This window comes from Streptomyces sp. NPDC003300 (genome assembly GCF_040610915.1).
In the GTDB taxonomy this organism is placed as follows: Bacteria; Actinomycetota; Actinomycetes; order Streptomycetales; family Streptomycetaceae; genus Actinacidiphila.
Genome location: NZ_JBEXNE010000001.1, coordinates 169,772 through 185,647, shown reverse-complemented (window position 1 = coordinate 185,647; position 15,876 = coordinate 169,772). Strand labels below are relative to the sequence as shown.

General features: G+C 71.8%; 9 protein-coding genes. 7 read left to right on the top strand and 2 right to left on the bottom strand.

All coding sequences use genetic code 11. The annotated features are described in order from the left end of the window. The first annotated feature begins 22 nt into the window (after positions 1–22). The 4 genes from ABZX65_RS00610 (at position 23) to ABZX65_RS00595 (ending at position 8,255) form a co-directional block, all read left to right on the top strand. On the top strand, positions 23–1,624 hold the full coding sequence (locus tag ABZX65_RS00610) for an FAD-dependent oxidoreductase (protein WP_355332761.1): 1,602 nt from the start codon (positions 23–25) through the stop codon (positions 1,622–1,624). After that, a complete protein-coding gene (locus ABZX65_RS00605) occupies positions 1,621–3,825 on the top strand; it encodes a glycoside hydrolase family 3 N-terminal domain-containing protein (RefSeq protein ID WP_355332759.1) in 2,205 nt (734 codons plus the stop codon). Before ABZX65_RS00610 ends, ABZX65_RS00605 begins: the two co-directional genes overlap by 4 nt. Positions 3,826–4,142: 317 nt before the next feature. Next, positions 4,143–5,834 (top strand): right-handed parallel beta-helix repeat-containing protein, encoded by a 1,692-nt coding sequence (locus ABZX65_RS00600; protein WP_355332756.1) that lies wholly within the window; start codon positions 4,143–4,145, stop codon positions 5,832–5,834. Between the two features lie 138 nt (positions 5,835–5,972). Beyond that, on the top strand, positions 5,973–8,255 hold the full coding sequence (locus ABZX65_RS00595; RefSeq protein WP_355332753.1) for an FAD-dependent oxidoreductase: 2,283 nt from the start codon (positions 5,973–5,975) through the stop codon (positions 8,253–8,255). Positions 8,256–8,279: 24 nt separating this feature from the next. Here the strand turns inward: ABZX65_RS00595 and ABZX65_RS00590 are convergent, their stop codons facing one another. Both ABZX65_RS00590 and ABZX65_RS00585 read right to left on the bottom strand, forming a co-directional pair. Then, positions 8,280–8,501, bottom strand: coding sequence for a hypothetical protein (locus tag ABZX65_RS00590; RefSeq protein WP_355332750.1), 222 nt, complete (start codon positions 8,499–8,501; stop codon positions 8,280–8,282). Positions 8,502–8,668: 167 nt separating this feature from the next. Continuing rightward, the gene (locus ABZX65_RS00585) at positions 8,669–10,300 is read right to left on the bottom strand and encodes an FAD-dependent monooxygenase (protein ID WP_355332747.1); all 1,632 of its coding nucleotides are present in this window, start codon (positions 10,298–10,300) and stop codon (positions 8,669–8,671) included. Positions 10,301–10,603: 303 nt separating this feature from the next. Between ABZX65_RS00585 and ABZX65_RS00580 the strand changes: the two genes are divergently transcribed. From ABZX65_RS00580 to ccrA, 3 genes are all read left to right on the top strand, one after another. Beyond that, the gene (locus tag ABZX65_RS00580) at positions 10,604–11,365 is read left to right on the top strand and encodes an alpha/beta fold hydrolase (protein WP_355332744.1); all 762 of its coding nucleotides are present in this window, start codon (positions 10,604–10,606) and stop codon (positions 11,363–11,365) included. Between the two features lie 252 nt (positions 11,366–11,617). Continuing rightward, a complete protein-coding gene (locus ABZX65_RS00575; protein ID WP_355332741.1) occupies positions 11,618–14,431 on the top strand; it encodes an AAA family ATPase in 2,814 nt (937 codons plus the stop codon). Between the two features lie 28 nt (positions 14,432–14,459). Continuing rightward, entirely contained in the window at positions 14,460–15,800 is a 1,341-nt protein-coding gene (ccrA, locus tag ABZX65_RS00570; RefSeq protein ID WP_355332739.1) for a crotonyl-CoA carboxylase/reductase, read from the top strand. The last annotated feature ends 76 nt before the right edge of the window (positions 15,801–15,876 follow it).

Sequence of the window (15,876 nt, the reverse complement as noted above, 5' to 3'; positions counted from 1 at the left end):
GTGACAAGGAGTTCTTGGGCACATGGCAGAGATACGAACAGAGATCCTCGTGGTCGGCGGTGGGCTGGGCGGCGTCGCGGCCGCGCTCACGGCGGCGCGGCTCGGCCGTACGGTGGTGCTCACCGAGCCCACCGACTGGCTCGGCGGGCAGCTCACCGCCCAGGCCGTGCCACCCGACGAGCACCCCTGGATCGAAGGCCCCGCCTGCCCACCCGGCTACGCCGACCTGCGCAGACGCGTGCGCGACTACTACCGCCGCAACTACCCGCTCACGCCCGGGGCGGCGCGGGACCCCCGACTCGATCCGGGTCTCGGCATCGTCAGCCGCATGTGTCACGAACCGCGGGTGGCCGCGGCCGTCATCGAGGAGATGCTGGCCCCCTGGCGGGCCTCCGGCGCGATCACCGTGCTGACCGGGTACGAGCCCGTCGCCGCGCACACCGAGGGCGACCGTGTCGAGGCGGTCACACTGGCCGGACGGCACGACGACCGCCGGATCACCGTCCACGCCTCCTACGTCGCGGACGCCACCGAACTCGGCGACCTGCTGGAACTGGCCGGTGTGGAACACGTCATCGGCGCCGAGGGCCGCGACGAGACCGGCGAGCCCCACGCGCCCGACACCGCCGACCCCCTCGATCAGCAGGCCGTGTCCTGGTGCTTCGCCCTGGAACACCGGCCGGGCGAGGACCACGTCATCGACCGGCCGGACACCTACGACCACTGGCTCACCACCACCGCGCCCTTCTGGCCGGGACCGCAGCTCTCCCTCACCGACGTCGTTCCGATCACCCTCGAAGAGCGCACCTGGACGCTGATGGGCGCCGACCAGAGCGCGGGGGAGCACTTCGACCTGTGGCAGTTCCGGCGCGTCCTGGCCCGCGAGCAGTTCGCGCCCGGAGCCTTCGCCTCGGACCTCACCGTCGTCAACTGGCCCCAGATCGACTATTGGGAGGCGCCGCTGCTCGGCGTGAGCGCCGAGGCCCGGCAGGCGGCCCTCGCCGCCAGCCGCGACCTGTCGCTGTCCTTCCTGCACTGGCTCCAGACCGAGGCCCCGCGCCCCGACGGCGGCACCGGCTACCCCGGCCTGCGCCCGCGCCCCGATGTCACCGGCACCGCGGACGGCCTGGCCAAGACGCCGTACATCCGCGAATCCCGCCGTATCAAGGCGGAGTTCACCGTCCTCGAACAGCACGTCGGAGTCCAGGCGCGGCCCGAGGGCGCGGGCAGCGAGGTCTTCCACGACAGCGTCGGCCTCGGCAGCTACCGCATCGACCTGCACCCCTCCACCACCGGCCGGACCTACATCGACATCGACTCCTACCCGTTCCAGATCCCGCTGGGCGCGCTGATCCCGGTCCGGGTCGATAATCTGCTGCCCGCCAACAAGAACATCGGCACCACCCACATCACCAACGGCTGCTACCGCCTGCACCCCGTGGAGTGGGCCATCGGCGAGGCCGTCGGCGCTCTGGCCGGATTCTGCCTGGACCGGGCGCTGCCGCCGCGCAAGGTCCGGTCAGACCAGGCGCAACTGGCCGACTACCAAGGGCTGCTGAGCCGTACCCTCGGCATTTCGCTGGCCTGGCCCGAGGCGGTCAGGACCCGGACGGAGGACCGATGAACCAGGGAGAGCCCACGATGCCGAACCCGGCGCGCGCCGACGACCACGAGACCCGTATCGCCGACCTGCTCGGCCGGATGACCGTCGAGGAGAAGTTCGGACAGTTGCAGCAGCTCGCCTGGGCCTGGAACACCGGTCCCGGCGGGGGCAGTACCGGCGCGGTCGAGGCCGCGGCGCGCAAGGGCCTGCTCGGCTCGGTGCTCAACGTGGTCGGCGCCACGAACAGCAACGCCGTTCAGCGCATCGCGGTGGAGGAGTCCCGGCTCGGCATTCCGCTGGTCTTCGGCCTGGACGTGATCCACGGATTCCACACCACGTTCCCCATTCCGCTGGCCCAGGCGGCGGCCTTCGACCCGGCCGTGACGCGGACCGACGGCGAGGTCTCGGCGGCCGAGGCCCGGTCCAACGGCGTCCACTGGACGTTCTCGCCGATGGTGGACGTCACCCACGAGCCCCGGTGGGGCAGGATCGCCGAGAGCCCCGGCGAGGACCCGTATCTGGCCGCGCGCTACGCGGTGGCCAAGGTTCACGGGTACCAGGGGGACGACCTGTCCGCGCCGGACCGGGTGGCCGCCTGCGCCAAGCACTTCGTGGCGTACGGCGGCGCCGAGGGCGGGCGCGACTACAACACCGTGGACGTCTCCGAGCAGCGGCTGCGCAACCTCTACCTGCCGCCGTTCGAGGCCGCCGTCGCCGCGGGAGCGGCCACCGTCATGGCCGCCTTCAACACCGTCAGCGGCGTTCCCGCGCACGCCAACCCCCGTACGCTGACCGGCGTTCTGAAGGACGGCTGGGGGTTCGACGGGGTCGTGGTCAGCGACTGGACGGGGGTCCAGGAGCTGATCGCGCACGGCAGCGCGGCCGACGAGGCCGACGCCGGGCGGCTGGCGCTGTCGGCGGGTGTGGACCTGGAGATGGTGTCCACCACCTTCGTCGACCACGGCCCGGCCCTGCTGGAGCGCGGCGAGTTGAGCCAGGAGCGGCTGGACGACGCCGTGGCCCGCGTCCTGCGGCTGAAGCTGCGGCTCGGTCTGTTCGAGCGGCCGTACGTCGAGGAGTCCGCCGAGATCACCGCCCCGAGCGCCGCCGCACGGGCCGCCGCCCGCGAGGTGGCGGGCCGCTGCGTGGTGCTGCTGAAGAACGACGGCGGAGCGCTGCCGCTGGACGGGACCGCCATCGGGACGCTCGCCGTCCTCGGCCCGTTCGCGGACAGCGGCGATCTGCTGGGGACGTGGGCGCTGCCCGGAGCGCCCGAGGCCGTCCCGGTCCTGCGGAGCCTGCGCGAAGCCCTGCCGGACGCGGTTGTCACCCACGCCCCGGGCGTCCCCGCGGACGGCTCCGACGTCTCCGGCCTTCCGGAGGCCGTCGCGACGGCCGCGGCCGCCGACGCCGTCGTCCTGGTGGTGGGTGAGCCCTCCGAGATCAGTGGAGAGGCGGCGGTCCGCAGCGACCTGGGACTTCCCGGCCGCCAGGAGGAGTTGATCAGGGCGGTCGCCGCGACGGGCACGCCGTGCGTGGTGGTGCTCGTGGGCGGGCGGCCGTTGACGATCGGGGACTGGGCGGACCAGGTGCAGGCGGTCGTCATGGCCTGGCACCCCGGCATCGAGGCGGGCCCGGCCATCGCCGACGTGCTCACCGGGGCCGTCGTCCCGGGCGGCAAGCTCCCCGTGACCTTTCCGCGGACGGTGGGCCAGGTCCCGCTGTACTACAACCACGAGCGCACCGGCCGCCCGTACGACCCGGCCGTGCCGGAGGAGAAGTACGTCTCGAAGTACCTCGACGTCCAGGACGGCCCGCGATTCCCCTTCGGCCACGGCCTGAGCTACACCGACTTCGCCCTCGACGAGCCGACGCTCAGCCGCGAGCGGATCACGGTGCGCGAACTCCTGGCGGGCGAGACGGTCGAGGTCACCGTCCACGTCCGCAACACCGGCGAGCGCGAAGGGGAGGAGGTCGTCCAGCTCTACGTCCAGGACCCCGTGGCCGCCATCGCCCAGCCGGTCCGCCGCCTGCGGGGCTTCGACCGGGTCCGGCTGGCCGCAGGGGAGGAGCGGACGGTCCGCTTCACCCTCGGCGCCGACGACGTCGGCTTCTGGACGAACGACCCGGCCGGGATCTTCACCGTGGAGCCGGGCGAGATCCACGTCCACACCGGCAACAGCTCGCGCACCCAAGCGCGCCGGACCTTCCGGATCACCTGACCAAAGCGATACCCGACCATCCCGATACCCGGCCTTCCGGCCCGCCTGACCATCGGGATACCTGACCAGAGCCTCCGCGCAGAGGCGTACCGCCCGCGCGGGCACATCACCTCGACCCACGGAAAGGAGCGCGCACGAGGTCCCGTGGAGCCGGATCCGGGATCCGCGACGCCGTGAACGTCGCGGCCCGGAAGCGCACACGGACTGCCCGGCACCGCGCCGGTACACGCCGGACGCGGTTGGCCGAGGCATGCCCCCACCACGATTCATCGACTGCGTGCCTGTGCGTCGACATACGCACGCAGTGAGGGAGAACCATGAGAGCAAAGGCGCTCACACTCGCGATCGTACCTGTCGTCCTCGGCTGTCTGCCCGCCACAACGGTCGCGGCACACGCCGCGACGGCGACGTACTACGTCTCGCCGAGCGGCAGCGACAGCAACACCGGACTGTCACCCGCCCAGGCGTGGAAGACCGTCGCGAAGGTCAACGGCTCCGCCTTCCCCCAGGGAAGCTCCGTCTCCTTCGAAGGCGGGCAGACCTTCACCGGCTGCCTGGTCTTCAACTCCGTCAACGTGCCCTCGTCGTCCGCGTCCACGCCGTTCGTGGTGAACTCCTACGGCACCGGGCAGGCCACCCTCTCCTCGAACTGCACCGGCGACTACTCGGCGGCCGTGACGGCCGACAACGTCAGCGGCTTCCAGTTGACCGGACTGAAAGTGGTCAACGGCTCCACGACCGCGGCCGGTGTCCTGCTGGAGAACCAGAACGGCACGGCCGCCACCCAGGGGCTGGCGGTGTCCGGCTCCGACATCTCCGGATTCTCCACACCCGCCGGAAGCAGCAGCTCGTTCGGCGGGGAGATCATGATCCTCGGCTACGCGGTCAACGGGCACAGCGGGCCCCTGAACGACGTCCAGATCCGTCACAACAAGCTGCACGGCGCGAGCGTGACCTCACCGGACGGCCCCGGCATCTACGGCTGGGGCTCCGGGGAGAACATCACCGACGTCACGGTCGAGGGCAACACGGTCTACAACCTCGGCATGCCCGCGAAGGATACGGGTGCGGGCATCACCGGCAACGGCTGGGACGGCGCGGTGATCCAGCACAACGTGATCCACGACGTGGGCGCGAACGTGACCTCCTGCGGCGGCGCGAGCGGCATCGAGACGTACACCTCGAACAACGTCACCATCAGGTACAACGAGGTCTACAACGTGCAGCCGTACCCGGCGTTCACGGCCGGGTGCGACTGGGACGGCATCGACCTCGACGGCGGCACGACGAACTCGGTGGTCGAGTACAACTACACCCACCACAACGCCGGCAGCGGCCTGCTCGCCTACACCTCGACCGTCGACTCCAAGGTGTGGGGTCCCAACACCTACCGCTACAACATCTCCGAGAACGACGACTGGGCCAAGATCCAGGGCGGCCTGATGACCGTCGTGCCCAACGCGCCGAAGAACGCGCTGTCGGTCTACGGGAACACCTTCTTCACCAACGTCGCCCAGAGCACCAAGTCCACGGCCAGCGCCTGCTTCAACTTCGGCTACAGCGCGGGCACCTGGGCCGGCGGCTCACTGATCGCGGACAACATCTGCGACATGGGCAACAGGGACCAGTACGGTCACCCCGGCCAGTTCTACTACAACGTCTACGGCCAGACCGGCATGACCCTGTCGCACAACCTGTACTACGCGGCCAGCTCCCCGGCCTGGCGCTGGGGCGGCACCACCTACAGCACCTTCGCCGCGTGGCAGGCCGCGGGAGTGGAGACCGGACCGGTCTTCGGCGACCCGCTGTTCACCTCGCCCGGCACCGGCGGCACCTGCGCCTGGACGCCGTCCTCCGGCGCGGGACCGCAGCCGTGCCCGCAGGCGTACACGCTCGCCTCCGGTTCCCCGGCCGCGGGTTCGGGAGTCGCCGTCTCCGGCAACGGGGGCGTGGACTACTACCAGAACGCGATCCCCGGCACCCCCAACATCGGCGCCGACGCCGGTTAGCACCCTGCCCCCGCACCTGCCGGGGCGGCCCGTCGCACGCGATGAGCGGCGGGCCGCCCCGGCGCGGCGAAGTGACCATCGCACGGCCCGAACTGACGCCACCTCAACCAGCAGATTCCTAAGGAGCGCTGAAACGGCATGACCGCACCGCGCACTCTCCTCACCACCGAACCCGCCCGCGACAGCCGGGACTTCCGCACCGAGCGGCTCAGCGCCGACCTGGTGATCGTCGGCGGCGGAATGGCCGGTACGTGTGCGGCCGTGACCGCCGCGCGGGCCGGGGCGCGGGTCGTCCTGGTCCAGGACCGGCCCGTGCTGGGCGGCAACGCCTCCAGCGAGATACGGCTCTGGGTGCTGGGCGCCACCGCGCACATGTTCAACAACAACCGCTGGTCGCGCGAGGGCGGCGTGCTCGACGAGATCCTCGTGGAGAACATGTTCCGCAACCCCGAGGGCAACGCCGTGCTGTTCGACACCGTGCTGCTGGAGAAGGCGGTCGCCGAGCCGGGCATCACCCTCCTGCTGAACACGGCGGCGACGGCGGTGTCCAAGGACGGCGACCGGATCGTCTCGGTGAGCGCCTTCTGCGCCCAGAACTCCACGCGCTACGAGCTGACGGCCCCGGTGTTCTGCGACGCGTCGGGTGACGGCGTCCTCGGCTACCTGGCCGGAGCCGCCTACCGGATGGGCGCGGAGTCCACCGAGGAGTTCGGCGAACTGTTCGCGCCCGAGGAGTCGTACGGCGGCCTGCTCGGCCAGTCGATCTACTTCTACAGCAAGGACGTCGGACGGCCGGTGACCTTCGTGCCGCCCGGCTACGCGCTCGACGACATCACCGAGATCCCCCGCTGGCGCAGCTTCGACACCACGGTCCAGGGCTGCCGGCTGTGGTGGATCGAGTACGGCGGCCGTCTCGACACCGTGCACGACACGGAGGAGATCAAGTGGGAGCTCTGGAAGGTGGTCTACGGCGTCTGGAACCACCTGAAGAACTCCGGTGGCTTCCCCGAGGCGAAGACCCTGACGCTGGAGTGGGCCGGGCTGATTCCCGGCAAGCGGGAGAGCCGCCGGTTCGAGGGCCTGTACATGCTCCGCCAGCAGGACATCGTCGACCAGCGCCCCCACGCCGACGCCGTCGCCTCCGGCGGATGGTCCCTCGACCTGCACCCGGCCGACGGCGTGTTCAGCGAGCACGCCGGGAGCAACCACCTGCACGCGCGCGGGGTCTACCAGGTGCCCTACCGCTGCCTGGTCAGCCGTGACGTGAGCAATCTGCTGCTGGCGGGCCGGATCATCAGTGTCTCGCACGTCGCGTTCGCCTCGACCAGGGTGATGGCCACCTGCGCCCAGATCGGACAGGCCGCCGGGATGGCCGCCGCCGTGTGCGCGCGTGACGGCGTACTCCCGGCGGAGCTGACGAAACCCGACCGGATGGCCGCCCTTCAGCGTGAACTCCTGCGTGCCGGGCAGCACATCCCCGACCTGCGGCTCGACGATCCGGACGACCTCGCCGGGCAGGCCGCGCTCACCGCGTCGAGCGAGCTGACCGTGGGGTCGCTCCCCGACGACGGTCCCGCGGCGCCGCTCGACCACTCGCGCGCCCAACTGCTGCCGCTGGACGCGGGAAAGCTGCCGAGGATGACGCTGACCGTCGACGTGGCCGCGCCCACCACCTTGCGGGTGGAGCTCCGTACCGGCAACCGGCCGGAGGACTACACCCCCGATGTGGTGCTGGCCGCGCGGGAGTTCAGTCTCGACGCCGGCGCCGGGCAGCGGATCGAGGTCGACGTCGAAGCGACGGTCGACCGGCCGCGGTACGTCTTCCTGACGCTGATCCGCAACGACGACGTGTCGGTGCGGACCACCACCCGGCGCGTCACCGGCCTGCTCTCGGTCCGGCACACGGGCACCCAGGAGGCGGACGACGCCGTCGGCAAGCCGCGCGTGGAGTTCTGGACCCCCGAACGGCGCCCCGGCGGACACAATTTCGCCCTGACGATCGACCCTCCGCTCAGGGCGTGGAGCGTGGAGGGCGTCCGCAACGGCCACGACCGGCCCACGGCGCGGCCCAACGCGTGGGCCGCCGCGTACGAGGACCGCCGTCCCACCGTCCGCCTGCGCTGGCCGGAACCCCGACGCATCGGCCGACTCCACCTGACCTTCGACACCGACGCCGACCACGCCATGGAGTCCGTCCTGTGGGACCACCAGGAGCGCGCGGTGCCGTTCTGCGTACGCGATTACGTCGTCCGCGCCGGGGACCGCGTGGTCGCAGAACGCGCCGACAACCACCAGACCCACAACGTCCTCACCTTCGACACCCCCCTCGAAACGGACGAGCTGTCCGTCGAGGTGGTGTCCACGCACGGCGCCGCCCCCGCCGCGCTCTTCGCCGTCCGCTGTTACGCGGCACCGTCGTGACGCCACCGCGGGGAGGACGACGTTCTACCGCGCGCGGTGCCGCAGGACGCGGAGCTGGGACATCAGCAGGCGGATCAGCGGCGTGCGGTTGCGGTGGCTGTTCTCGTAGCGCAGCACCGTTTCCAGTTCTTCGCGCTGGAGTGAGGGGACGATCCCCTCGATCGTGAGCTTGGGCAGATGTTTGTAGTCCGCGATCGGCAGTGCGCCGGTGGGCGGCGAGCCGGTCTCGTCATCGAATATGTCCAACGAAGTCACCTCTTGGGTCACGTATGCGCGTGCCCGGAGGAGGACCGGGGAAACGGGTGTTCGAGTGGGGATCGTCACACGGGCGTCTCCTCGGCGTGCGCGGGACCTCGCCCGCCCGCCGTCCGGGGCCGCGCGGCCCCGGACGGCGGATGCGCCGTCGCTCCCGGTCAGCGCGCGAGCGCGGCCAGCCGGTCCCGTACTCCGGACATGTCCCAGCCCTGGGAGCGGTGGGAGATGAAGCGGTCGGGCCGGAGCAGGCACAGGCCGGGGCCGGTGGCCGCGAACGCCTGGTGGCAGGCGCCGTGCCGGTCGCCGAGCAGCGACCGGTCGGGGTCGCCCTTCCCGCGGGTCCGGCTCACCGCGACGACGGTGCCGAAGTCCCCGAGCGCCTCGCGGCCCGCCCGCGTCACCTCCGCGATCCGCCGCTCGTCGTCCTCGTACCCGAGGAACACCAGCAGGGCGTGTTCGCTGCCGCGCAGCCGGTGCCGCAGCGTGGTGAAGCCCGTGCCGTCGTGGACGAACGCGTCGGGGGAGAGGTCGCCGGGGCCGGGGCCGCCCGCGCCGGACCTGCGGGCGCGGTCGACCTGCGGGCTGTGCTCGTAGTCGACGAAGAGCTCGGTGACGCCGAGGGCCAGCCGATGCCGTACGGGAGGGGTCCTGCTGATCAGCCGCAGTGCCTGCGCTCGCAGCGTACGGGCGACCGGGGCGTGCGTCGTGGCCACCTTCGTGGCGCGGGTCGTGGCGTGCAGCACCCGGTCCGCCACCGGACGGCGCTCCTGCTCATAGGAGTCCAGCAGCCCCGCGCCCGCCCGCCCCTGCACGACCAGCGCGAGCTTCCAGGCCAGATTGTGCGCGTCCTGGAGGCCGACGTTCATGCCCTGTCCGCCGACCGGGCTGTGGGTGTGCGCCGCGTCCCCCGCCAGCAGGATCCGCCCCTGCCGGTAGTGCTCGGCCAGTGACTCGCGCACCTCGAAACCGCTCAGCCAGTCCACACGGGAGATCGCGCTGCCGCCGTCGGCGCCGCAGAGCGGGGTGCGCTCGGCGAGCAGCCGGTTGAGCATGTCCTCGTCCGGTTCCGGCGCGTCGGAGCCGGACGGGACATCGGCGATGACACGCCAGTGGCCGGGCTTGGGGAGCGGAAGCAGGACGAGGATGCCGTGGCCGCCCAGCCAGGGATGCAGCCGGTCCTGGGGAAGGTCCCAGTCGGCCGCGACATCGGCGAGCAGGAAGGCGCGGTGCAGATCCCGGTGGTCGCCGGCGATCCCGGCCGTCCGCCGTACGGTGCTGTGCGCCCCGTCGCAGGCGATCAGCCAGTCGGCGCGAACCGTGCGCTCCGCGCCGTCGGGCATCCGCAGGGTCGCGGTGACGCCGTCCGCGTCCTGACGGCACGTGGTCAGTTCGGTGCCGCGCTCGGCGACCGCGCCCTGCCGCCGCGCGGCCGTCTCCAGTAAATCCGCCACCTCCGGCTGCGGGAGGGAGAGCGCGAAGGGGAACGGCGAGCGGATGCCGTCCAGTTCGAGCGGGATGACGTCGTCCGGGCCGGGATGGACGTCGATACGGCGCAGGATCCGGCCGCGGTCGACCGCCTCCTCGGCGATCCCGAGGTCGTCGAGCACCTCCAGGGTGCGGGCTCCCACCACCAACGCCCTGCTCTGCGTGTTCTCCTCGGTGGACCGCTCGATCAGCCGGACCCGCACACCGCGCCGGACCAGCTCCTCGGCGACCAACAGCCCGGTGGGCCCCGCACCGACCACCAGAACCTGGCAACTCGCGCCGCCGTCAACGGTGTTCGCTTCCATCGATCCTCCGCGAGACCTCATGCGTGTCCTGCCGACACGGCCTGGCCCTCGCCTACCCCGTCCCGCCCTCCGCCCCCGCGGCAAATTCGGCCGGGGCCCGACGCGCCACGGCCGCCGGTCGGGCAGCCGGTCGAGCGGTCCTCGCGGATTGCCGGTTTCGGCCACCCCTGCCTCGCCATTTTCCGTTCATAGGGGTGGCGCTCGCCGGATTAGGGGTTACTGGCGAGTGCGGAGCCGAACTAGTTTCGAAACCGCATGCATGGCACTCCTTGGGCACGTTGGGCGGATTTGTACGAATTGGAGATGTGTGTGAACCGCGAGGCATGGTTCAGCCGCTATCACCCAGCTCCGCCCGGAAGTGAACCCCGCAGACTCGTCTGTTTTCCGCACGCCGGAGGCTCGGCAAGTTTTTACCTCCCCGTTTCCAGCGCGCTGCAACCGGATGTCGAAGTCATCGGGGTGCAGTATCCGGGACGGCAGGAACGCAGGACCGAGCAACCGGTCCAGGACCTGCACGACCTGGCCGACCTGGCCGCCGAGGCGCTGGCCCCCATGGTCGACCGGAGGACCGCGTTCTTCGGCCACAGTATGGGCGCGGTCGTCGCCTACGAAGTGGCCCTGCGGCTGAAACGGAACCATGGGGTGGAGCCGACCCGGCTCTTCGTCTCCGGACGCCGCGCGCCCTCCGCCCACCGTCCGCTGCCCGATCCGGTCCACCGGCGGGACGACGCCGGCATCGTCGCCGAACTGCGCCGACTCGCCGGTACCCACGCCGATCTGCTCGCCGACGACGAGATCGTGCGCATGATCATGCCCGCGGTCCGCGGTGACTACCGGGCCATCGAGACCTACGCGCCGCGCCCGGCACCGCCGCTGAACTGCCCGGTCACCGCGTTCGTCGGCGACCGCGACCCGCAGGTGGAGATCGCGGAAGCGGAGGCGTGGGCGGGGCACACCGCGGGCCCGTTCGACATCGAGGTCTTCCCCGGCGGCCACTTCTACCTGGTGGCCGAGGGGCCGGCGGTGATCGCCGGGTTACGCGACCGGCTCGGCGTGCCGGTGTGACCGATCCGGCGGTGACCGGGTTGGCGGTGACCGGGCCGGCCGTGGCCGACCCGGATGCGGCCGAGTCGGAGATGGCCGACTTCTTCCGCTTCCTTAACGCGCCGGGGTTGCCCGATCTTCGGAAAGCCGCGATAGAGTCGATTCGGCTTTCGGATACGGTGGGAGTTGGCTGTTTGGGATAGATGAGGATCATCTGTGCCACGGGGTTCACACCCGCAGGCGCTTTGTTGCGTTCCCGGTGTCTTTTGGGTAATGCGAATTGAACGGTTTGAACGGGGGCTGTTCACTGTCGTGGAATTTATTCAGCGTGAAGCGCAGTTAGAGTTTTTGAGCAATTCCTTGCGGGATGTCATGTCCGGCAGCGGGAGAACGGTTCTGGTCGAGGGCGCGATCGCCTGCGGCAAGAGCCAGACCCTGGAATGGGTCATCGACGAGGCGACCAGGTCCGGGGTCACCCTGCTGTGCGCGGCGGGGTCGCCCGCCGAGGCCGGCACACCCCTGGGCGCCGTCTCCCAACTGATGGACGGCGTGCCGCCGTCGACCGCGCCACCGGTACCGCCCGACGGGGCCACCGACCTGGGAACCGGCCGGTTCGCCCGGCAACTCGCCGCGGCCGTGAAGGACATGGCCGAGCAGGCACCGGTGGTCATCGCAGTCGACGACCTCCAGCACGTCGACGCCGAGTCGCTGCGGTGTCTGCTCCAGCTCGCCCGGCTGACCCGGCGCGGACGTGTCCTGATGGTGCTCACCCAGCCGCTGCACGGCGGACCGCGGGACCCGCAGTTCGCCGTCGAGCTGCTGCGTCAGCCCGAGGTGCACCGGCTGCGGCTGCTGCCCCTGGACCAGGACGGCGTGGCCCAGATCCTGGCCGCGTATACCGATCTGCCCGCCGGAGCGGTCAACGCCGCGGAGCTGTACCGGCTGACCGGCGGCAATCCGCTGCTGCTGCGCGCGTGTCTCGAGGACTGCCACCGCGCGGTGGCCCACTGGCCGCCGGGCATCGCCCCGCCGCTCGCCGGGGAGCTGTTCGGACAGGCGCTGCTGACCTGCCTGCGCCGCGGAGGCGAGGACACCTGGGAGGTGGCCGCCGCCGTCGCGGTGCTGGGCGAGGCGGCCGACACCGAGTCCGTCGGGCGCGTCTCCGAGGCCACCTCCTGGAGCGTCGACGAGGCGTTGCAGGCACTGGAGTCCGCGGGCATCGTGGACGGCCCGCGCTTCCGCGACCCGGTGGCGCGGTCCGTGGTCCGCGACAGCCTGGACGCGGCCGAGAGCGGTCGGTTGCACCGCGAGGTCGCCGGTCTGCTCAGGGACCAGGGCGCCCGCCCCTCGGCGGTGGCCGCGCACCTGCTCGCGGGGGGCGAGGTGCCCGGCTCCTGGGGAGCGGCCGTACTGCGGGAGGCCGCGGAGGCCGCGCTGCACGAGGACGACGCCCCGCTCGCCATCGACTACCTGGAGCTGGCCTGCGCCGGGTGCGACGACGAGCGGGTGCGTACGGACATCAGGCTGCGGCTGGCCGCCGTGCTGTGGCGGATCAACCCCGCCGCGGCCGAGGCCAGGCACCTGCCGGAACTGGTCGCCTCCGCGGCCACCACCCGGCTGCCCGCCCACACCGCCGCCGGTCTCGCCGACCTGCTGATCAGCCACGGCCGCTTCGAGGAGGCCCGCGCCATCCTCGGCGGCCTCAAGGCGAGGGCGTCGTCCGGCCAGTGGGGCGCGGCGCAGGCGGCGCTCGGTCAACTGACGCCTCTGGCCGGGCAGTGGTGCGGCGAGGGCGGCGACCCCGGGTTGCAGGACCACCCGATATCCGCGGACGCGGTGGCGCATCCGTCCCCCGACGGATCGCTGCGCTGCCCGGTCCTGTCGCCCGACACCGGCGTGGAGACCTCGGCCGAACGCTTCCTGCGGGTGTCCCCGCTGATGGACGTGACGCTGACGCCGATCGTCAACGCCGTGGTGTCGCTGTACTTCGGCGACCGGCTCGAAGCCGCCGACGACGCCTGCCGCAGATTCCAGGAGGAGGCCGACCGGCGGCGGGCGCCGGGCTGGCGGGCGGTGTTCGCCGGCCTGCGGGCCGACATCGCGCTGCGCGGAGGACGGCTGGAGGCCGCCGCGCAGTACGCGCAGGAGTCGCTGAACAGCGTCTCCGCCCACAACGGGAGCTTCTTCGTCGGCGGTCCGCTGGCCGTACTGATCCTCACGCACACGGCCGCGGGCGACTACACGGCCGCGGCCCGGCGGCTCAACCAGCCGATTCCCGACGCCCTGCTCAAGAGCGTCTACGGTCTCGGATACCTGCGGGCACGCGGCCACTTCTACCTGGCCACCGGCCAACCCGAGGCCGCGCTCACCGACTTCAAGACCGCGGGCCGCTTCGCCGTCCGCTGGGGCGTCGACCGACCGGTGCTGCTGCCCTGGCGCACCGACGCCGCGCAGGCGCTGTGCCGTCTCGAACAGCCCGACCGCGCCGAGCGGTTGATCGTGGACCAGCTGCGGATGCCGGACGCGGTGCACCCGCGGGTGCGCGGCGTCACGCTGCGGCTGCGCGCGCAGAGCGTCGACCTCAAGCTCCGGCCGTCGCTGCTGGCCCGGGCGGTCGAGGACCTGCACCGGTCGGGCGACCGGCTCGAACTGGCCCGCACCGTGGGCGTGCTGGGCGAGACGTACCGCGAACTGGGAGAGACCACACGGTCGATCGCCGTCACCCGCCGGGCCCTGCACCTGGCCCGCGAGTGCGGCGCGGAACCGCTGTGCGCGGAGTCCGGGCAGCGGCTGCGGGAGGGCGAGCGGGAGCGGGCCCAGGACCTCGCCCCGGCCGCCGCCGCGCTCGCCGAACCGGTCGCCGCCGACGCGCTGGGCGCGGAGGCCGAGGCGAAGCTCAGCGATTCCGAGAAGCGGGTCGCGGCCCTGGCGGCCTGCGGATACACCAACCGGGAGATCTCGGCGAAGCTGTTCGTGACGATCAGCACCGTCGAGCAGCACCTGACCCGGGTCTACCGCAAGCTCAACATCACCAGGCGGCACCAACTCCCGCTGGAAGTGCACATGCCGACCAACGAGATCGCCTGACCGCCGGGTCACAACGGGAGGACCGCTCATGCAGCAGATCATCGACGCCGTGCGCGCGGGTGCCGGAGCCGAGGACTTCCTCGCGCTCCCGGTGCCGGAGAGCTACCGCGGCGCGGCCGTGCTCCGCGAGGAGACCGACATGTTCGAGGGGCTGGAGACCCGCGAGAAGGACCCCGCCAAGTCCCTGCACACCATCGACGTCGCCACCCCGGAACCCGGCCCCGGTGAGGTGCTGATCGCCGTGATGGCCAGCGCGATCAACTACAACACGGTCTGGAGCGCGATCTTCGAACCGCTGCCCACGTTCACCTTCCTCGACCGGTACGCGCGCAGCAGCCCCGAGGCGGCGCGCCACGCGCAGCCGTACCACGTCCTCGGCTCCGACGTCGCCGGGGTGGTCCTGCGCACGGGGCCCGGCGTGCGCAACTGGAAGCCGGGTGACCGGGTGGTCGCGCACTGCCTGAGCGTGGAGCTGGAGTCCGCCGACGGGCACGACGACACGATGCTCGACCCCGAGCAGCGGATCTGGGGTTTCGAGACGAACTTCGGCGGCCTCGCGGAGCTGACGCTCGTCAAGTCCAACCAGTTGATGCCCAAACCCGCGCACCTGACGTGGGAGGAGGCCGCGTCGTCCGGGCTGGTCAACTCCACGGCCTACCGCCAGCTCGTCTCGCGCAACGGCGCCTCGCTCAAGCAGGGCGACGTGGTCCTGATCTGGGGCGCGGGCGGCGGCCTCGGCTCGTACGCCACCCAACTGGCCCTGAACGGCGGGGCGGTGCCGGTGTGCGTGGTCTCCGACCCGCGCAAGGCCGAGCTGGTGCGGGCCATGGGCGCGGAGCTGGTCATCGACCGGGCCGCGGAGGGCTACCGGTTCTGGAAGGACCCGCAGACGCCCGACCCGCGCGAGTGGAAGCGGTTCGGCGGCCGGATACGGGAGTTGACCGGCGGCGAGGACCCGGACATCGTGCTGGAGCACCCCGGCCGGGAGACCTTCGGCGCCAGTGTCTTCGTCACCCGCCGCGGCGGCACCGTCGTCACGTGCGCGTCCACCTCCGGATTCCGGCACGAGTACGACAACCGGTACCTGTGGATGTCGCTGAAGCGGATCGTCGGCTCGCACTTCGCCAACTACCGCGAGGCGTGGGAGGCCAACCGCCTCATCACCAAGGCGATGGTGCACCCGACGCTGTCCACGGTCTACCCGCTGGAGGCCACCGGGGAGGCGACCCGCGCCGTCCACCGCAACGAGCACAGCGGGAAGGTGGGCGTGCTGTGCCTGGCGCCCCAGGAGGGGCTCGGCGTGACCGACCCCGAGACACGTGAACGGCACCTGCCGGAGATCAACCGGTTCCGTACCCCGGTGGGCTGACAACGGCGGCGGCGCGCACCCCATGTGGGTGCGCGCCGCCGTGTCGCTCCGCCCGGCCGGGGGCGGTCAGCGGTCC